Annotated in this window: 19 protein-coding genes; 14 read left to right on the top strand and 5 right to left on the bottom strand. The window is 58.8% G+C overall.

Annotated elements, in window-relative coordinates; translation table 11 throughout:
* The first annotated feature begins 122 nt into the window (after window positions 1-122).
* From arfB to smpB, 6 genes are all read left to right on the top strand, one after another.
* A complete protein-coding gene (arfB, locus tag ACR0MV_RS14160) occupies window positions 123-542 on the top strand; it encodes an alternative ribosome rescue aminoacyl-tRNA hydrolase ArfB (RefSeq protein ID WP_480702508.1) in 420 nt (139 codons plus the stop codon).
* Window positions 543-602: 60 nt separating this feature from the next.
* Window positions 603-1,349 (top strand): SDR family oxidoreductase, encoded by a 747-nt coding sequence (locus ACR0MV_RS14155; protein ID WP_480702507.1) that lies wholly within the window; start codon window positions 603-605, stop codon window positions 1,347-1,349.
* An 81-nt stretch (window positions 1,350-1,430) separates the two neighbouring features.
* On the top strand, window positions 1,431-2,447 hold the full coding sequence (locus ACR0MV_RS14150) for a P1 family peptidase (protein ID WP_170425917.1): 1,017 nt from the start codon (window positions 1,431-1,433) through the stop codon (window positions 2,445-2,447).
* A 111-nt stretch (window positions 2,448-2,558) separates the two neighbouring features.
* On the top strand, window positions 2,559-2,972 hold the full coding sequence (locus ACR0MV_RS14145) for a c-type cytochrome (protein ID WP_170425915.1): 414 nt from the start codon (window positions 2,559-2,561) through the stop codon (window positions 2,970-2,972).
* 208 nt (window positions 2,973-3,180) lie between these two features.
* On the top strand, window positions 3,181-3,723 hold the full coding sequence (gene idi / locus ACR0MV_RS14140) for an isopentenyl-diphosphate Delta-isomerase (RefSeq protein ID WP_170425913.1): 543 nt from the start codon (window positions 3,181-3,183) through the stop codon (window positions 3,721-3,723).
* 46 nt (window positions 3,724-3,769) lie between these two features.
* Window positions 3,770-4,252, top strand: coding sequence for an SsrA-binding protein SmpB (gene smpB / locus ACR0MV_RS14135; protein WP_170382128.1), 483 nt, complete (start codon window positions 3,770-3,772; stop codon window positions 4,250-4,252).
* 13 nt (window positions 4,253-4,265) lie between these two features.
* On the opposite strand, the gene glpK is transcribed toward smpB, so the two are convergent.
* From glpK to panB, 3 genes are all read right to left on the bottom strand, one after another.
* On the bottom strand, window positions 4,266-5,744 hold the full coding sequence (gene glpK / locus ACR0MV_RS14130) for a glycerol kinase GlpK (protein WP_480702506.1): 1,479 nt from the start codon (window positions 5,742-5,744) through the stop codon (window positions 4,266-4,268).
* Window positions 5,745-5,811: 67 nt separating this feature from the next.
* Window positions 5,812-6,654, bottom strand: coding sequence for a pantoate--beta-alanine ligase (gene panC / locus ACR0MV_RS14125; RefSeq protein ID WP_480702505.1), 843 nt, complete (start codon window positions 6,652-6,654; stop codon window positions 5,812-5,814).
* Window positions 6,651-7,490, bottom strand: a complete 840-nt coding sequence (gene panB / locus ACR0MV_RS14120) for a 3-methyl-2-oxobutanoate hydroxymethyltransferase (protein WP_170425907.1) — start codon at window positions 7,488-7,490, stop codon at window positions 6,651-6,653. Before panB ends, panC begins: the two co-directional genes overlap by 4 nt.
* Window positions 7,491-7,660: 170 nt before the next feature.
* Between panB and ACR0MV_RS14115 the strand changes: the two genes are divergently transcribed.
* The 6 genes from ACR0MV_RS14115 to ACR0MV_RS14090 all read left to right on the top strand — a co-directional run bounded on the left by ACR0MV_RS14115 (window position 7,661) and on the right by ACR0MV_RS14090 (window position 15,161).
* The gene (locus tag ACR0MV_RS14115) at window positions 7,661-9,148 is read left to right on the top strand and encodes an ABC transporter substrate-binding protein (RefSeq protein ID WP_480702504.1); all 1,488 of its coding nucleotides are present in this window, start codon (window positions 7,661-7,663) and stop codon (window positions 9,146-9,148) included.
* Window positions 9,149-9,210: 62 nt separating this feature from the next.
* Window positions 9,211-10,281 carry a ligand-gated ion channel gene (locus tag ACR0MV_RS14110; protein ID WP_480702503.1) on the top strand — a complete coding sequence of 357 codons (1,071 nt, stop codon included), beginning with the start codon at window positions 9,211-9,213 and terminating at the stop codon, window positions 10,279-10,281.
* Between the two features lie 40 nt (window positions 10,282-10,321).
* On the top strand, window positions 10,322-11,269 hold the full coding sequence (locus tag ACR0MV_RS14105) for an ABC transporter permease (RefSeq protein WP_480702502.1): 948 nt from the start codon (window positions 10,322-10,324) through the stop codon (window positions 11,267-11,269).
* Entirely contained in the window at window positions 11,266-12,081 is an 816-nt protein-coding gene (locus tag ACR0MV_RS14100) for an ABC transporter permease (protein WP_480702501.1), read from the top strand. Before ACR0MV_RS14105 ends, ACR0MV_RS14100 begins: the two co-directional genes overlap by 4 nt.
* Window positions 12,078-13,676 carry an ABC transporter ATP-binding protein gene (locus ACR0MV_RS14095; protein ID WP_480702500.1) on the top strand — a complete coding sequence of 533 codons (1,599 nt, stop codon included), beginning with the start codon at window positions 12,078-12,080 and terminating at the stop codon, window positions 13,674-13,676. The genes ACR0MV_RS14100 and ACR0MV_RS14095 overlap by 4 nt, the downstream gene beginning before the upstream one ends.
* Window positions 13,677-13,709: 33 nt before the next feature.
* Window positions 13,710-15,161 carry an aldehyde dehydrogenase family protein gene (locus tag ACR0MV_RS14090; RefSeq protein ID WP_480702499.1) on the top strand — a complete coding sequence of 484 codons (1,452 nt, stop codon included), beginning with the start codon at window positions 13,710-13,712 and terminating at the stop codon, window positions 15,159-15,161.
* Between the two features lie 3 nt (window positions 15,162-15,164).
* On the opposite strand, the gene pncB is transcribed toward ACR0MV_RS14090, so the two are convergent.
* The gene (pncB, locus tag ACR0MV_RS14085) at window positions 15,165-16,457 is read right to left on the bottom strand and encodes a nicotinate phosphoribosyltransferase (RefSeq protein WP_480702498.1); all 1,293 of its coding nucleotides are present in this window, start codon (window positions 16,455-16,457) and stop codon (window positions 15,165-15,167) included.
* Window positions 16,458-16,622: 165 nt separating this feature from the next.
* On the opposite strand from pncB, the gene ACR0MV_RS14080 reads away from it, so the two are divergent.
* A complete protein-coding gene (locus tag ACR0MV_RS14080; protein WP_170425893.1) occupies window positions 16,623-17,156 on the top strand; it encodes a hypothetical protein in 534 nt (177 codons plus the stop codon).
* Here the strand turns inward: ACR0MV_RS14080 and pncA are convergent.
* Entirely contained in the window at window positions 17,153-17,746 is a 594-nt protein-coding gene (pncA, locus tag ACR0MV_RS14075; protein ID WP_480702497.1) for a bifunctional nicotinamidase/pyrazinamidase, read from the bottom strand. The genes ACR0MV_RS14080 and pncA overlap by 4 nt on opposite strands.
* A 98-nt stretch (window positions 17,747-17,844) precedes the next feature.
* Between pncA and trhO the strand changes: the two genes are divergently transcribed.
* Complete coding sequence (gene trhO, locus ACR0MV_RS14070; protein ID WP_480702496.1) at window positions 17,845-18,750, top strand: oxygen-dependent tRNA uridine(34) hydroxylase TrhO; 906 nt, start codon at window positions 17,845-17,847, stop codon at window positions 18,748-18,750.
* Window positions 18,751-18,773: the final 23 nt, after the last annotated feature.

The raw sequence follows: 18,773 nt of genomic DNA, 5'->3' as shown, positions 1-18,773 counted from the left end.
TTGGCGGAGCGGTCGCTCCGGCTGGTCGATTGATCTAACCGACCCAACCTCCTGTACTTTCGAAGGGCTGTCCCACCGGGGCGGCCCTTTTTGTTTGCGGATCAGGCCTGTAAGGTCGCGCCATGTTGCGTATCACCGACGATATCATCCTGCAGGACTGGGAAATGACAGAAAGCTTCGTGCGGTCATCCGGTCCGGGCGGGCAGAACGTGAACAAGGTCTCGACCGCGGTCGAGCTTCGGTTCGAGGCTGCGCGCTCTCCCTCCTTGCCCGATCCGGTCAAAGCGCGCCTGAAGCGGTTGGCCGGGCGGCGCTGGACCAAAGAGGGCGCGATCATCATCCAGTGCGATGAAACCCGCAGTCAGGCCCGCAACCGTGATATTGCCCGTGACCGTCTGGCCGAGCTGATCCGGCGCGCCCTGGTCAAACCCAAGCGCCGTATCGCCACCAAACCCACCTATGGTTCGGTCAAGCGGCGGTTGGCGGCCAAAAAGGCCAGGGCGGATGTCAAAGCGTTGCGTGGTAAAGTGTCCGAAGATTGATCTGGCATCTTCGCGGCGCATCGCTACTCTGATTTTGCACAGCTGCAAAAGGACAAAGCCATGAGGTTAGAGGGAAAAACCGCAATCGTGACGGGCGGCGCTTCGGGCTTTGGTGCCGGAATCGCACGCAAGTTCCTGTCCGAAGGCGCCCGCGTGATGATTGCCGATATCAACGGGGATGCGGCCGAGGTTCAGGCCAATCAGTTGGGCCCCAACGCCTTTGCCCAACAAGTCGATCTGGCTGACGGCGCATCTGTGCAGGCGATGGCGGATACCGCGTTCGACCGTTTTGACCAGCTTGATATCCTGGTCAACAACGCAGGCGTCACGCATCTGCCAACCCCGCTTGAGGATGTCAGCGAAGAGGATTTTGACCGCGTCTACAACGTGAACATGAAATCTGTCTACCTGACGGCGCGCGCTTTCGTACCGCACATGAAATCGCGTGGCACCGGCGCAATCCTGAATGTCGCATCGACGGCCGGATTGTCGCCTCGTCCGAACCTGAACTGGTACAATGCCTCCAAGGGTTGGATGATCACGGCAACCAAGACCATGGCGGTCGAACTGGCCCCATCGGGCATCCGGGTGAACGCCATTTGCCCTGTGGCGGGCGAAACGCCGCTGCTCGAATCCTTCATGGGCGAAGACACACCAGAGGTTCGCGCCAAGTTCCTCTCGACCATTCCACTGGGTCGCTTCTCCACCCCGGAAGACATGGCAAACGCCGCCTGCTTCTTGTGCTCGGAAGAGGCCAGCATGATCACCGGTGCCGCGTTGGAGGTCGACGGTGGCCGCTGTATCTGATCCGCTCTTCATCTGGCCAAAAATACCTCCGCCGGAGGCAGCGCGCCTGCGCGCTTTGCGGCCCCAACGTCAAAGACTGCGATGACCCCAGGACCTCGAAATCTGATCACCGATATCCCCGGCCTGCTGGTCGGGAACGCACAGGATGAAACTCTGAAATCCGGCACCACGGTGTTGACGGCGGCTAACCCGTTCACAGCTTCGGTCCACGTGATGGGCGGGGCCCCCGGAACGCGCGAAACGGACCTGCTGGCCCCCGATAAGTCGGTGTCGCGTGTTGATGCGATCGTGCTTTCTGGTGGTTCGGCCTTTGGGCTGGACGCCTGTTCCGGTGTGTCCGACGCTTTGCGCGCGGATAGGCGCGGGTTTCAGGTCGGCAGTGCCGTGGTCCCGATTGTTCCCGGCGCGATCCTGTTTGATTTGCTCAATGGCGGCGCGAAAGACTGGGATCAAAACCCCTATCGTGCGTTGGGGCAACTCGCGTTCCAGAATGTCTCGAACCAGTTTGATCTGGGTACCGCCGGGGCTGGTACTGGCGCGCTGGCCGCGATGCACAAGGGTGGGCTGGGATCGGCGTCGCTGGTGTTGGACAGCGGTATCACCGTCGGCGCACTGGTCGCTGCAAACCCGATGGGCAGCGTCACCACCCCCGGAGACCGGCATTTCTGGGCTGCGCCCTTTGAAATCGAGGGCGAATTTGGCGGTTTAGGGCCTGATTCCAGCTCAGGCCTCGGGCGTAGCGTGGTCAGCCGCAAGGCCAGCGCAATGCGCCCGGCTCAGCCCGACAAGGCCAATACAACAATCGCAATCGTAGCCACTGACGCGGCGCTGTCCAAGCCGCAATGCCAGCGGCTTGCGGTGGCGGCCCATGACGGGATCGCGCGCGCCATCGTGCCTGCGCACACACCGGGGGATGGCGATCTTGTGTTTGGTGTCAGCGCAGGAAATCGACCGCTTAAGACCGAGGCCGATCTGGGCCTGCTGGGCCACGCGGCCTCTCTGTGCCTAGCGCGGGCCATTGCGCGGGCGATCTACCTGGCCACCCCGGCACCGGGTGATCTTTTGCCTTGTTGGTCCGATGGACATGACTTTCGTTAAGGACGCTTTTCTGGATCAGTGGCAGATTGCCACCGCGCGGCAATCTGCGCGTTGACTCTTTTGTGCGCCGACGGTCCATTCGGTGCAGCCAATTCGTATCGGAGCAAAGCTATGAATCGCATCCTCGCGACTGCCATCGTCGGCCTTCTGGCCCTTCCCGCACATGCTGAAGGTGACGCCGAAGCCGGGAAAAAGACCTTCAACAAGTGCAAGTCGTGCCACATGATCGCCGACCCCGAGGGCGAAGTGATCGTCAAGGGCGGCAAGACCGGCCCGAACCTGTATGGAATCGCTGGCCGCACCGCAGGCACCGTCGAAGGCTTCAAATACGGTGACAGCATCGTCGCCGCGGGCGAGAACGGTCTGGTCTGGGACGAAGAAACCTTCGTCTCCTACGCACAGGATCCAAAAGCGTTCCTGAAAGACTATCTGGGTGAGACCTCGGCCAAGTCCAAGATGACCTTCAAGCTGAAGAAGGGCGCCGAAGACGTCTATGCCTATATCGTTAGCGTGTCGGGCGAGTAAAACCGCAAACACTGTTTGATTTGAGGATGAAAAAGGCCGCAGCCCCTGCGGCCTTTCGTGCGATTGATAACCAAACAGATCAGCGCCACCTTGGAGGCGCGTTGTTTTGCTTGTATTGCATGCAGGGCTTCGCACAGCCAAGCCGACCCGGCCTCAGCCAGTTTTGAACCTTCGGCCCTAGAGCTAGATCGGCAGCAGGAGACAACAGATGGGAATCATGATCCCGGCCTGGGTTGATGGCGAATTGACCCCCGTGGACAAGCTGGAAGCGCATGAAAAGGGCCTACGGCACAAGGCGGTGTCGGTCTTTGTCGTGCGCGGCACCGAGATTTTGCTGCAGCGTCGGGCCTTGGGCAAATATCATACCCCCGGTCTTTGGGCGAACACCTGTTGCACGCATCCCGACTGGGGGGAAACGCCTTCGGAATGCGCCGTGCGCCGTCTGCAGGAAGAGCTGGGCATCACTGGCCTCTACCCGGAATACCGCCACCGGCTGGAATATCACGCCGATGTCGGCAACAACATGATCGAGCATGAGGTGGTCGACATCTTTCTCGCCCATGTCCGTGGGCCGCTAAAGATCGAGCCTAACCCGGAAGAAGTCATGGATATTCGCTGGACCGACTATCACGATCTTCTGGCCGAAGTTCAGCGATACCCCGAACGGTTTACACCTTGGCTCAAGATTTATCTGCACAATCATGCCGACACGATTTTCGGCCCCGATTTGATTATCTCGGCTACGTCCTGACGGCTGGCCTTGCAAGGGCCGCCCAAGCCGCCTAAATCAACGCGTCATGGCCAAGCAAAAGCAGAAAACAGACCCGAATTACAAAGTCATCGCCGAAAACCGGCGTGCGCGCTTCGATTACGCGATCGAAGAGGATATCGAGTGCGGCATCGTGCTGGAAGGGTCCGAGGTCAAATCCCTGCGTGCAGGTGGATCGAACATCGCAGAAAGCTATGCCTCGGTCGATGACGGAGAACTGTGGCTGATCAACAGCTACATCGCGCCCTACGAGCAGGCGAAGGTCTTCAAACACGAAGAGCGCCGCCGCCGTAAGTTGCTGGTGTCGCGAAAGGAACTGTCGAACCTTTGGAACGCGACCCAGCGCAAGGGCATGACGCTGGTGCCGCTGGTTTTGTATTTCAACCACAAGGGCCGGGCGAAACTGAAGATCGGCATCGCGAAGGGTAAAAAGCTGCACGACAAGCGCGAAACCCAGGCCAAGCGGGACTGGTCACGCCAAAAGCAGCGGTTGATGAAGGATCACAGCTGATCCTTCATTGCTCTTAGAACGCCATTGCTGCCGAAACGGCGCGTTTCCAGCGGTCATAGGCGGCGTCGCGCTCCTCAGCGGACAATTCCGGTACGAAGCGGCGATCCAGCGCCCAGGTTTCTGAAAATCCCTGCTGGTCAGGGTAAATCCCGGCCCGCATCCCGGCCAACCAAGCCGCGCCCAAGGCCGTCGTCTCTTGCATCACTGGGCGGTCGACCTCGGCCCCCAGATAGTCTGACAAGCCTTGCATCGCCCAATCCGACGCGCTGGCACCGCCATCAACGCGCAAGGTAACGTCGGTATCCGCACCCCAGTCACCCTGCATTGCGTGCCACAGGTCGCGAGTCTGATAGGCGATACTTTCCAGAGTGGCCTTGGCGAACTCGGCTCGCCCAGAATTTCGGGTCAGCCCGAACACCGCGCCCCGGCAGTCAGGCTTCCAATACGGCGCGCCGAGGCCGGTGAACGCGGGCACCAGAACCACGTGTTGGTTTGGATCGGCCTGCTGGGCCAACTCACCGCTTTCGGGGGCAGTTTCGATGATTTGCAGGGCATCACGTAGCCATTGCACTGCGGCACCGGCCACAAAGATCGATCCTTCCAGCGCATAGGTTCGCTTGCCGTCCAACTGATAGGCAATGGTCGTCAGCAGGCGGTTTTTTGATGCGACAGGCGCGTCGCCTGTGTTCAGCAGCGCAAAGCAACCGGTGCCATAGGTGGATTTCATCATGCCGGGTTGGAAACAGGCCTGGCCAATGGTGGCGGCCTGCTGGTCCCCGGCGACGCCCAGAATTGGGATGTTTCCCCCTAATAGGGTCGTTTCTCCGAAGTCCGAGGCGCAATCATGGACCTCGGACAACATGTTCGTTGGTACATCCAGAAGATCGCAGATCTCGGCGCTCCATTCACCCTTGTGGATGTCGAACAGAAGGGTGCGTGCGGCGTTGGTGGCGTCGGTGGCGTGGCTGCGCCCTTCGGTCAGGCGCCAGATCAGGAAACTATCGATAGTTCCGAACATCAGCTCGCCGGCCTCGGCGTGTTCACGTGCGCCGGAAACCGTATCCAGAAGCCATTTGACCTTGGTGCCTGAGAAATACGGGTCCAGCAGCAGCCCGGTCTGGCCGATCACATCATCTTCGCACCCAGCTTGTTTATAGCGGGCGCAGATCTCGGCGGTGCGGCGATCCTGCCAGACAATCGCGTTATGGATTGGCTTGCCGGTGTTCCGGTCCCAGACCACGGTCGTTTCGCGCTGGTTGGTGATGCCGATCCCCGCGATTTGATCGGGGGTGACGCCGGTGCTCTCCATCACCTCGCGGCAGACGCGCAGAACACTGTCCCAGATTTCCTCAGCATCGTGTTCCACCCAGCCTTCCTGTGGGAAATGCTGCGTGAATTCGTGCTGCGCGGTGCCAACGCGCTGCATGTTGGCGTCAAAAAGAATGGCCCGCGATGAAGTGGTGCCCTGATCAATGGCAAGAATATAGGTCACGCCTCGTGCCCCTCCCTTTATGTTTTGCGGGACTTTAGCGCAAACACTGACAAACGTGCCAGAGCGTTCAGACAGGAATATTGTCGATCAACCGAACACCATCTGCCCAGGCTGCAGCAAACAGGCGGGCGGGACGGCTGGCATGGGTCAAAGGTTCCAGCGTATCGGCGCTGCGCAGTTGGATGTATTCGACCTGCGTGAAGCCTGCGGCGAGCAGATCGGTTTCTGCCTGTTTCACCAAGGGGCCGAATTCTGCGCCGTTCTGCAGGGCGCTGGCCAGGTCGTTCATGATCCGATTCTTGTTGGCAGCCACCTCAAGCCCCTCGGGCGTCAGACGCAGGTTGCGGGATGACATGGCCAGACCCGAGGACTCGCGCACCGTGGGGCATCCAATAACTTCGGTCGGAATGTCCAGATCGCGGGCCATGCGGGTCACGATCATCAGTTGCTGATAGTCTTTTTCCCCGAAATAGGCTCGATCCGCCTGCGTTTGAAGGAACAGCTTGGCCACGACTGTAGCGACGCCGTCGAAATGGCCGGGACGGAATTCACCCTCCATCACGTCGGTCAGGCCAGCGACGGAAACGGTGGTGGCAAAACCCTGCGGGTAAATCTCTTCGGGTTCCGGCACGTAGATCGCGTTGACGCCATAGGGGACCAACTTCTGGGAATCTTCGTTTTCGGTGCGCGGGTACTTGGCCAGATCTTCGGGATTATTGAACTGTTTGGGGTTCACGAAGATCGTCACGATCACGCGGTCGCAACCCGCCTTCGCAGCCTCGACCAAAGACAGGTGCCCCTGATGCAATGCACCCATAGTGGGGACAACGCCAATCACCTCGCCATTCCGCTTCCAGTCCGAGGTCAGGGCACGCAGGTCGGCCAGACGGCGCAGGATTGGGGCGGTCATGTCTTGGGTCCTTTGGCCGGGGCCTGATCGGCAAAGACGTGTTCGTCCGCCGGAAAGGTTCTTGCGCGCACTTCGGCGGCGTATTCGGCGATGGCGGCTTCGGCCAATGGGCCAAGCTCGGCATAGCGTTTGACGAATTTGGGTTTGAAGGCGGTAAAAAAGCCGACCATGTCGTCCACGACCAGAATTTGACCGTCGCATCCTGCCGAAGCCCCGATCCCGATGGTGGGTATGGCAACCTCAGCCGTAATCTGATCGGCCAGCCCTTGCGGGACTTTTTCCAGCACGACCGAGAATGCGCCGGCCTCAGCCACCGCGCGGGCATCGGTAAGAACGACCTCGGCCTGTTCGTCGCGGCCCTGAACCTTGTATCCGCCCAACGTGTTGATCGACTGAGGGGTCAGACCGATATGCGCCATTACCGGAATGCCGCGCTTGACCAGAAAGCGGATGGTTTCGGCCATTTCCACGCCGCCCTCAAGCTTGACCGCGCCGGCACCGGTTTCCGACATCAGCCGAGCGGCATTGCGGAAGGCCTCAGACGGCGAATGCTCATAGCTGGCAAAGGGCATGTCGATGACCATCATCGCTTTGCTCAGACCGCGGGCGACGGCCTGACCATGCATCACCATCATCTCCATCGTCACGCCCAGCGTCGATTCCAAGCCGTGCAGCACCATCCCGACGCTGTCACCCACCAGAACGAAATCGCAATGGTCATCCATCAACCGCGCCATAGGCGTTGTATAGGCGGTCAGGCTGACCAGAGGCGCGCCGCCTTTTCGGGCGCGAATATCCTGGGCGTTCGGGGCTTTTTTGCGGGCGGTGGCGCTCATTCTCGCTCCTCCGGTTGTCATGTTGCAGCGCGGCATAGCAGATCGCCACGGGCCATAGAAACCCCGATTGCGCGAACATTTCCTTGAATGACCTAAGGTTTAAAGGGAAGCTAGGCGCAGAAAGACCCAAAAAATCACCGGGTTCCTTAATTCAGTGGGGAGATATTTTGATGACAAAGCAGGTATTTCGATCCTTTGCTTCGGTGCTGGCGGTCAGTGCCAGCCTGTTTGCAACGCAGGCTTTGGCCAAATCTGACATCACCATCGCGATGCAGCTTGAGCCGCCGCATCTGGATCCGACCAGCGCCGCAGCGCAGGCTATCGATTCGGTGGTCTATACCAATATCTTCGAAGGACTGACCCGGTTTATGGGTGATGGTTCGGTTGTGCCCGGTTTGGCCGAAAGTTGGGAAATCTCGGATGACGGAACCGTCTATACCTTCAAGCTGCACGATGGTGTGACTTTCCACGACGGCACAACGATGGATGCCGAGGACGTCAAATTCAGCCTGGACCGCGCGCGATCCGATGACAGCGCAAATGCGCAGAAGGCTCTGTTTGCCGGGATCGAAACTGTCGATGTGGTCGATCCACTGACCGTCAAAGTGACGCTGTCTGAACCAAACGGTAATTTCCTGTTCAACCTCGCTTGGGGCGACTCGGTGATTGTTGCGCCGGAAAGCATCGAGAACATCAAAACCAACCCTGTCGGGACAGGGGCTTTCACCTTTGGCGAGTGGGTGCAGGGCGACAGCATCACGCTGAACCGCAACCAGGACTATTGGGGCGATCAGCCTGCGTTAGAGACTGCAACGTTCAAATTCATCTCGGACCCGACGGCCGCGTTTGCTGCCATGATGGCCGAGGATATCGACGTGTTTGACAACTTCCCGGCGCCCGAAAACCTGCCCCAGTTCGAGGCGGATCCCCGCTTTCAGGTTCTGGTAGGTTCGACGGAAGGTGAGACCATTTTGTCGACCAACAACAAACAGCCCCCCTTCGATGACATTCAGGTGCGCGAGGCACTGGCCCATGCCATCGACCGCCAGGCGATCATTGATGGCGCGATGTTCGGCTATGGTACGCCAATCGGGACGCATTTTGCGCCACACCATCCGGCCTATGTCGATTTGACCGGAAACTCGACCTATGACCCGAAGAAGGCGGCCCAGTTGCTGGCGGATGCGGGTTATGCGGACGGGTTTGACACTACGCTGCACTTGCCGCCGCCATCCTATGCACGGCGCGGCGGAGAGATTGTCGCCGCCCAGCTGGCCGAGGTCGGGATCAACGCAGAAATTATCAATGTGGAATGGGCCCAGTGGCTTGAGTCGGTGTTCAAGGGCAAGGATTTCGGTCTGACCATCGTTAGCCATACCGAACCGATGGATATCGGCATCTATGCGCGGCCCGACTACTATTTCCAGTATGACAGCACCGACTTTCAGGCGCTGATGGATACGTTGAATTCGACCACCGACCCGGAAGAGCGCACGCGTCTGTTGGGTGAGGCACAGCGCCTGATCTCAAGCGATTTCGTTAATGGGTACCTGTTCCAGCTTGCCAAACTGGGTGTCGCCAAGGCCGGTGTTCAGGGTCTTTGGACAAATGCACCTACGGCGGCCATCGACCTGACCCAGATCAGCTGGTCTGAATGATCCGGGGCAGGGGTCCGCTGGTTTGGGCCCCTGTTTCCAAGTGTTTGTGAATGTGTTTTGTGATGTCGTTGTTTCGCGCCCTAATCCTAATCAGTGTAACCGTTGTTTCGACCATAGCGACGGTGACAGGTGTTGGGGCGCAAAACACGTTGGATGGCCGGTTGGACGCGCTGGTTGGTACTCCGGAAAACCCGCTGGATGTTGGCATCGGAATCCAGATTGATCAGATCACCAGCGTTGACCAGAAGGCTGAAAACTACGGCGCCGTAGTTGTTCTGCGTGTTGAGTGGACCGACCCGGCACTGGCCTTTGATCCTCAGGACCTGGGGCGTGACTTTAGGGTCTTTTATCCCCCTGATCTGGCGGATCATGCAGCCAAAATAGGAACGATTGTCCCGGCCTTTGTCATCCACAACCAGCAGACCAACAAATGGATTCATGAGTCCGCGGCTGCGTTGCGCCACGATGGGCGTGTTCGCTATGTCGAGAAATCGTCGCTGACTTTGCAGGCCCCTCATTTCGATTTCCGAAAATACCCGTTCGACACGCAGGAGTTCCATTTCGAGGTTGTCTCGGTTTTTCCGTCGGACTTTGTGTCCTATTATCCATTGGAGGAATCCTCGGGCCTTGGGGATATGCTGGGCGAGGAAGAGTGGATTCTCGATAACCCGCGACTGGAAAGATCGCGGGTCATCGGGTTGTCCGGTCAGCAAAGCGATCAGGTTTCGCTGATCTTCGAAGGTCACAGGCACCTGACCTATTACGTCATCCGCGTGTTCCTTCCGATGCTGGTGCTGATCACGGTGGGTTGGGCGCTGTTTTTCCTCGACGAGTATCGGAGGCGGATCGAGATTGCGGGCGGCAACCTGCTGGTCTTCGTCGCCTTTAACTGGGCCATCTCTGCCGATCTGCCAAAGCTTGGTTACCTGACCTTTCTGGATTTCGTGCTGCAGTGCATGTTCCTGATGACCGGAGCACTGATTGTTTTCAACGTCGCGCTACGCAAGCTTAAGGTCTCAGGTCGCGAGGATGGGGCCCGCATGCTGGATAACTACGCGATCAAGTGGATCTATCCTTTAGGTTACGCTGCAATCGTGGGTTACGCGATATTTGCTTATCTTCTGACCCCATAGGTGCTGGACCCGCGGCATAGGTGACCCTAACGTGGCCCCAATGCTTCGCTATGCTCTCAAACGTCTGATATCGCTGATGATCAGCCTGGCTGTTGCCTCGGTTGTCATCTTCGCGGTGATCGAGGTCGCGCCGGGTGATCCGGCGTCCTTTATGTTGGGCGTCAACGCGCAAGAAGATACGCTGGCTGCCTTGCGGGCTGAGTTGGGTTTGGATGGCTCAAAACTGCGGCGATACTTCAACTGGGTTGGCGGTATGTTGGTGGGGGATTTCGGCACGTCCTACACTTATCGCACACCCGTTTCGCAGATGATTGCAGATCGGCTGTGGGTCTCACTGCCGCTGGCGCTGTATGCGCTGACCCTTTCGACGGTGATCGCATTTCCGGTCGGCATCTACGCTGCCGCGCGCCGGGGCAAGCCGGGTGATCTGACGGTCATGGGGGCGACGCAGCTGGGCATCGCGGTGCCCAATTTCTGGTTCGCCATGATGCTGGTCCTGATCTTTGCGATCAACCTGCGCTGGTTCAATGCCGGAGGGTTCGCGGGCTGGGACAATGGCTTTTGGACAGGGATTCACTCTCTGACACTGCCCGCCATCGCATTAGCCTTGCCACAAGCGGCCATTCTGGCGCGGGTTATGCGGTCATCCTTGTTGGATATCCTCGGCGAGGATTTCATGCGCACCGCCCGCGCCAAAGGCCTGTCACGACGTCAGGCGTTGTGGCGGCACGGGGTGCGCAATGCTCTGATCCCGGTGTTGACCATCATCGGGCTGCAGTTTTCATTCCTGCTGGCCGGATCGATCATCATCGAGCAGGTTTTCTACCTGCCGGGCCTTGGGCGGTTGGTGTTTCAGGCCATTTCTGCGCGCGATCTGATCGTTGTTGAATCGGTTGTGATGTTGCTGGTGTTCGCAGTCATCACCGTGAATTTTCTGGTCGATCTGGCTTATGCCGCAGTGGATCCGCGTCTGAGGAGCCGCACATGAGCCGCAACCTGATCCTTGGCGCGTGCCTGTCCTCGCTGGTTCTTTTGGCGGCTGTGGTGTCCTTTGTCTGGACGCCATACGATTACGCGGCGCTGAACATTCCTGACAAGCTCCAGCCGCCAAATGCCAAGCATTGGTTCGGCACGGACCATTTCGGGCGCGACATGTTCTCGATGATCATGGTTGGCGCACGAACCTCCATCGCGGTGGCACTGGTGGCCGTTGGCATCGGCATGGCGCTGGGCGTGCCATTGGGTCTGGCAGCGGCCGCGCGCAAAGGCTCCTGGCTGGACGAGGTGATCATGCGCGGCAATGATCTGGTCTTTGCCTTCCCCTCGCTTGTCATCGCCATCCTGATCACCGCCGTATTCGGTGCAGGCGCAATTAACGCCATCATTGCCATCGGGATTTTCAACATCCCCGTCTTCGCCCGCATCACGCGCGGCGCGGCGCTGTCGCTGTGGGAGAGGGAGTTCATCCTTGCCGCCCGTGTTTCAGGCAAAGGGGCCGCTCGGATTTCGGTCGAGCACATCCTGCCCAACGTTGCGAACCTGTTGATCGTGCAGGGCACCATCCAGTTCAGCCTGGGCATTTTGGCCGAAGCGGGCCTGTCCTATGTCGGCCTTGGCGCGCAACCACCCACGCCCAGCTGGGGCCGGATGCTGGCCGACGCGCAAACAATGGTCAGTTTTGCCCCGCATTTGGCTCTGATTCCAGGTCTGGCCATCATTGTCACGGTGCTGGGCTTGAACCTTCTGGGCGACGGATTGCGCGACTGGTTGGACCCAAGGATCAGGGTGGCCCGCGCATGAGCTTGTTGCAGATCGAAAACCTGTCATTGTCCATTCACGGCTCGGATATTCTGAAACAGGTCAACCTGTCCATCGCGCCCGGTGAGATTGTGGCCGTGACCGGTGAGAGCGGATCGGGCAAGTCGATGACCGCTCTGGCGGTGATGCAGTTGCTGCCGAACGGCGTGCAGACAGATGGTGCTATTCGGCTGAACGAAACGGACCTGTTGGGCCAAACCGAGGATCAGATGTGCGCCATGCGCGGGGCCGCGATCGGGATGGTGTTCCAGGAACCGATGACCGCACTGAACCCGGTTAAGACCATAGGCGATCAGGTGATGGAGACCATTCTGATCCACAAGGCAATGCCGCGCCCGCAGGCCCGTACGCGCGCCGAAGAGGTTCTGACCCGTGTCGGTCTTCCACCGGACCGGTTCCCATTGTCCCGCTTTCCGCATGAACTGTCAGGGGGGCAGCGCCAGCGCGTTGTGATCGCTATGGCGATTGCCTTGCGTCCCAAACTGCTGATCGCGGATGAACCGACCACGGCGCTGGATGTCACCACGCAGGCGCAGATTCTTGATCTTCTGAAAGGGCTGGTCACCGAATCTGGCATGGGGCTGCTGATGATCACCCACGACCTTGCCGTGGTGGCGGATATGGCCGACCGGATCGTCGTCATGCGTCACGGCGAAGTGGTTGAATCCGGGGCAACCAACCACCTTTTGCGCCACATGCAGCACCCCTATACCCGCATGCTGTTCGAAGCCTCGGGCCATCAGGTAACGCTGCCCGTCCCCGGGCAACCGAAACCTTTGCTCGAGGTGACAAATGTGGTTCGCGACTATCGATTGCCGCGCAAGGGCCTGTTTGACACACCGGGCCATCATCGTGCAGTCGATGACGTGAGCTTTACGCTCAATCGCGGGGAACGGTTGGGGTTGGTTGGTGAGTCTGGTTGTGGAAAATCGACCCTAACACGGGCAATTTTGGGCCTCGAAGAGGTGCAGGGCGGCGATATTCGCCTGGATGGTCAACCTGTATTCTCGGGCCACAAAGCTAATCTTGCCGTGCGGCGCAAGATGCAGGTGGTGTTTCAGGACCCCTATGGCAGTTTCAATCCACGTCACCGCGTTGCACGCCTGATCAGCGAGCCCTTTCACCTGCTGGAAACGCCTCCCACCGGTTCGGAACGGCAGGACAGGATTGCCGAGATGCTGACAGCCGTGGGTCTCAGCCCCGATGACATGGGGAAATACATCCACGAGTTTTCGGGCGGGCAAAGACAGCGCATTGCCATTGCGCGCGCCTTGATCATCCGGCCCGAGTTGATCCTGTTTGACGAAGCGGTCTCGGCCCTCGACGTCTCGGTCCGGGCGCAGATTCTGGATCTGCTGGTCGAGCTGTGCGCGGCCTATGACCTGACCTATCTGTTCATCAGTCACGACCTGAGTGTCGTGCGCACCATCACCGACCGCGTTATGGTAATGCGGGCCGGGCGGATCGTGGAAGAGGGGCGCACGGATGCCGTCTTCTCCGCCCCGCAACATCAATACACCAAAGACCTGATCAACGCTGCGCCGACATTGCCGGATATCGGTAAAGTTGTCGCATAATGCCCTTTGTTAGAGCCAAAACAGGAGTGTCATATGCCCAGCCCCCTATGGTTTGATCCCAACCTTTGTCTGATTGGCGGCAGCTGGGTTGCGCCTGCTCAAAAAAAGACATTGCCTTTGATCAACCCCTCGGACGGGTCCGAGATTTGCCAGATTGCCCGCGGCGATGCGCAGGATGTGGACGCCGCAGTTCATGCGGCTCAAGCCGCGCTGGACGGAGATTGGGGCCGTAAAACTGCGTTGGAGCGCGGGCGAGTCCTTACCCGGTTGGGGCACCTGGTTCTGGAACGCGTTGATGACCTTGCCCAGCTTGAGGCAATGGACGTGGGCAAACCCCTGACGCAAGCGCGGGCGGATGCTGTGGCTCTGGCGCGGTATTGTGAGTTTTACGGCGGTGCAGCGGACAAGGTTATGGGTGAGACGATCCCGTATCTGGACGGCTACACTGTTTACACGCTGCGCGAGCCGCATGGTGTCACGGGCCATATCGTGCCGTGGAACTATCCCATGCAGATCATTGGCCGTTCGGTTGGCGCTGCATTGGCGATGGGCAATGCCTGCGTTCTGAAACCCGCGGAAGAGGCCTGTCTTACAGCGCTCGCCTTTGCCCATTTGGCGCAAAAGGCCGGATTGCCCGCAGGGGCGCTGAACGTGGTACCCGGATTGGGGGCCGAGGCCGGAGCCGCGTTGTCGGATCATTCGGGCGTGCACCATATCTCGTTCACCGGGTCAGTCGCGACCGGAGCCTTGGTACAACAGGCGGCCGGGCGGAACGTAGTGCCTGTGACGCTGGAGCTGGGGGGAAAGTCACCGCAGCTGGTTTTTGACGATGCCGATCTGGACGCAGCCCTGCCGTTTCTGGTGAACGCTGGGATTCAGAATGCCGGGCAGACGTGTTCCGCCTCATCCCGCATTCTGGTGCAACGCGGTCTGTATGATCAGGTCAAACAGCGCATGGCTGCAGCCTATGACGAGCTGACTGTTGGTCCGGCGCAGGATGACCTCCGCGTCGGTCCTTTGATTTCAGCCCGGCAAAAGGACATCGTCTCAGGTTTTCTGTCCAAGGGTGGCGATTTAACGGTCGCCGGGCAAGGGCACATCGTGGACGGCGCCCCGTCTGAGGGGGCTTACGTTCTGCCGACGTTGTTTGCAGATGTCCCTCCAGATCACGTTCTGGCCAGGGATGAAATCTTTGGGCCAGTTCAGGTTCTGATCCCATTCGATACCGAAGAAGACGCAGTGAAGATCGCCAACAGCACCGATTATGGTCTGGTCGCCAGCATCTGGACCGGCGATGGGGCACGACAGATGCGACTAGCAAAGCGACTCCGCTCAGGGCAGGTGTTCATCAACAATTACGGCGCTGGTGGCGGAGTTGAACTGCCCTTTGGCGGCGTCGGTAAGTCCGGCCACGGCCGCGAGAAGGGATTCGAGGCGCTTTACGGCTTTTCACAACTCAAAACCGTCGCAGCTTTCCATGGTTAGGGTCTAAACGATGACCTCGATGGCTTCTTGCGCGCCGACACCAAAGACGCGTTTGTAACGCTCGATCTCATCTTTGGGGCCCATCGCCTTTTCCGGGTTGTCCGACAGTTTCACAGTCGGATGTCCGTTGGCGGATACTGCTTTGCAGACCAGCGAGAAGGGTGCCAGCGCGTCATTCGGCACAAGTCCGCGGAAATCGTTGGTCAGTAGTGTTCCCCAGCCAAATGAAACCTTGGTCCGGTGGGCAAACTGTGTGTGTAGTTCGCGGATCTTGTCGACGTCCAGCCCATCCGAGAAAATCACGCGCTTTTCCATCGGGTCTTCGCCACGTGACTGCCACCATTTGATTGCGGTTTCCGCACCCGCCGCCGGATCGCCGCTGTCGATGCGGATACCGGTCCACCCGGCCAACCAGTCGGGCGCACGATCCAGAAAGCCCTGCGTGCCATAGGTGTCGGGCAGGATGATGCGCAAGTTACCGTCATGTTCCTCGTGCCAGTCGCTGAGCACGTCATAGGGGGCCTGCGCCAGTTCCACGTCGTCCTTGGCCAGGGCGCTATAGACCATGGGTAATTCATGCGCGTTGGTGCCAATTGCCTCGACCTCGCGTCGCATCGCGATCAGGCAGTTCGAGGTGCCGCTGAACGCGGGGCCAAGTCCTTCGATCATGGCTTGCACGCACCAATCCTGCCACAGGAATGAATGCCGTCGCCGGGTGCCGAAATCCGCGATCCCCAACCCGTCGATTTTGCGCAGTTGTTCGATTTTCTCCCAGACACGGGTCATGGCGCGGGCATACAGAACCTGCAGCTCGAACCGGCGCATATCGTTCAGGACAGCACGCGAGCGTAGTTCCATCAGGACCGCCAGAGCAGGAATTTCCCACAGCATGACCTCATGCCATTTGCCTTCGAACGTCAGTTCGTACTGATCGCCCTTGCGTTCAAGGTGATACGGCGGCAAGCGCAGGTTTTCGAACCATTCCATGAAATCCGAGCGGAACATCTGGCGTTTGCCATAGAACGTATTGCCCCGCAGCCACGTACTTTCCCCTCGGCTCAGGCTGAGCGATCGGATATGATCCAACTGCTCGCGCAGCTCACCTTCGTCGATAAGTTTGGCCAAAGGGATGTGATTCGACCGGTTGATCAGGGAAAAAGTGACATCCGTTTGGGGCTTATTTCGAAACACTGACTGGCACATCAGCAGTTTGTAGAAATCTGTGTCGATCAAAGACCGTACAATCGGGTCGATCTTCCATTTATGATTGTACACACGCGTCGCAATATCGACCATGGGGAACTCCTGCGATTTCCGTTGTTAGATCAATCGGTGCGTGGAATGGCAAGAGTCGCTAGAATGATAACAATGACAAGGTCAGGTCACATTGCGAGCATATTGTGTGATCTTTTCACCGTTTAGTGAAAAGAAAGGGATGGTTGAACGAGGTTAACTTAGTGAATGGTTCTTGAGTACGATTTTGACATCGTTTTTGTTGAGCAAGTGAAAGATGATCCTGATGCGGCGCAGGCAGATGCGGCGAGCGCAGAAACTGTGCGCGCTCAGTTTCGCGACGTCAAAACTGCCGATGCACTCAGGGCGACTTCTCCAAAAATCCGCAAGATTTTCCAGGATGCCGGATTCGATCTGGACGCAACCGAAAGCGAGCTGGTGCATGGCTTTTATCCGCCTCGGGATGAACCCGAACGCGAGCGTATCCTGCGCGCCCTGTTCGACAACATCCGTAAGATGGGCATCAAAGGCGAATACTGCGGCGAGTTTGATTTCCACCGTTTTCTGGCAGAGGTCAAAACCGCAAGGCCACGCAATGGTCAGCCGCGCAAGGTGGTCGATTGGACACCGAACCCGCGATACAAATCGCCTGCGACACCGGAACGCCGCACCTTGCCGGGACGTATTGGCGTGGCGCTGGGATTGGCGGTAATCTTGTTTGCTGTTCTCAGATACCTCGCTGAAACCGGCAGTACGCCTTAAACCAGTTTCACACCGGCAGACCGCATCGCCTCTTCGGCCGCGGCCAGTGACCCGTCCAGGTCGATGGCCCGACACGCGTCCATGCGAACGGTCACATCAAATCCCAGACGCGCCGCATCCACAGCCGAGAAATGAACGCAGAAATCCGTGGCCAATCCCACAAGGGTCAGCTTGTTGATGCCGCGGGACTTCAGGTAGCCTTCCAAGCCCGTTGGTGTCTTTTGGTCGTTCTCAAAAAACGCCGAGTAGCTGTCGATACCGGGCCTGAACCCTTTGCGAATGACCAGATCAGCGTGCGTTTTCAAATCCGGGTGAAAGCTCGCGCCCTCGGTGCCTTGTACACAATGATCAGGCCACAAGACCTGCGGTCCATAATGCATATCGGTCATGTCGTATGGGTTTTTACCGTCATGTTCGCTTGCAAACGAGGAATGACCTGCCGGGTGCCAATCCTGGGTCAGGATCACCGCGTCATAGTCCTCCATCATGGCGTTGATCGGGGCTACGATTTCGTTGCCTCCGGGCACGGCCAGGGCACCTCCGGGGCAGAAATCGTTCTGAACATCGACTACAATCAGGGCATGGGTCATCGCGGGCCTCCTCAAAGTACCCTATCGGTAGGCGGCTGAAGGGGGGGGCGTCAATCCGGTCCCTTGCGACTCTGTCCCAGCAGGTTTAGACCGCGCGCATGTATACGATCGCTGCTCTCTATCACTTCACCCGTTTTCCGGATCACGCTGCCTTGCGCGACCCGCTGTTGAATCTTTGCCGTGCGCAATCGGTCAAAGGCACGTTGCTACTGGCGCAAGAAGGTATCAATGGCACCATCGCTGGCCCTCGTGCCGGGATCGACGCGGTTCTGGCGCATATCAAGGCACTGCCCGGCTGTGCCGATCTTGAGTGGAAAGAGGCGACTGCGGATCATCCGCCTTTTGGCAAGATGAAGGTGCGCCTGAAAAAAGAGATCGTGACCATGGGTCAGCCCGACATCGACCCGCGCGCCCGCGTGGGCAATTATGTCGAGCCTGAGGACTGGAATGATCTGATCCGCTCGGACGATGTTGTGGTGATCGACACACGCAATGACTATGAGGTGGCGATTGGTACGTTTGAGGGCGCAGTAGACCCTGAAACGGCCAGTTTCCGCGAATTCCCGGCCTGGTGGGAAGAGAACAAGGACCGTTTTCACAACAAGCGGGTCGCCATGTTCTGCACCGGCGGCATCCGATGCGAGAAATCGACGAACTTCCTGCTGGGGCAGGGGGTAGAGGATGTGTACCACCTGAAAGGCGGCATCCTGCGGTACCTTGAGGAAATGCCCGCCGAAGAAAGCACATGGCAGGGCGAGTGCTTTGTGTTCGACAACCGTGTTTCAGTCGGGCACGGGCTGGTCGAGGGGCCGCATAACCTGTGCCACGGGTGCCGCCGCCCGATCCTGCCCGAGGATATGAAGCGCCCGGAATACGAGTATGGCGTGTGCTGCCATCACTGCATCAACGAAACCTCTGAGGCGGACAAGATGCGCTTCCGCGAGCGTCATAAGCAGATCCTGCTGTCGCGCAAACGTGGCGAAGAGCATTTGGGCGCCGACTGACCAGGCGCGCAATTCCGGTTGCG

It is taken from the genome of Ruegeria sp. BC3, from assembly GCF_056539265.1.
Note: the sequence above shows the minus strand (reverse complement) of the source record. Positions and strands in the feature narration are given on the sequence as shown.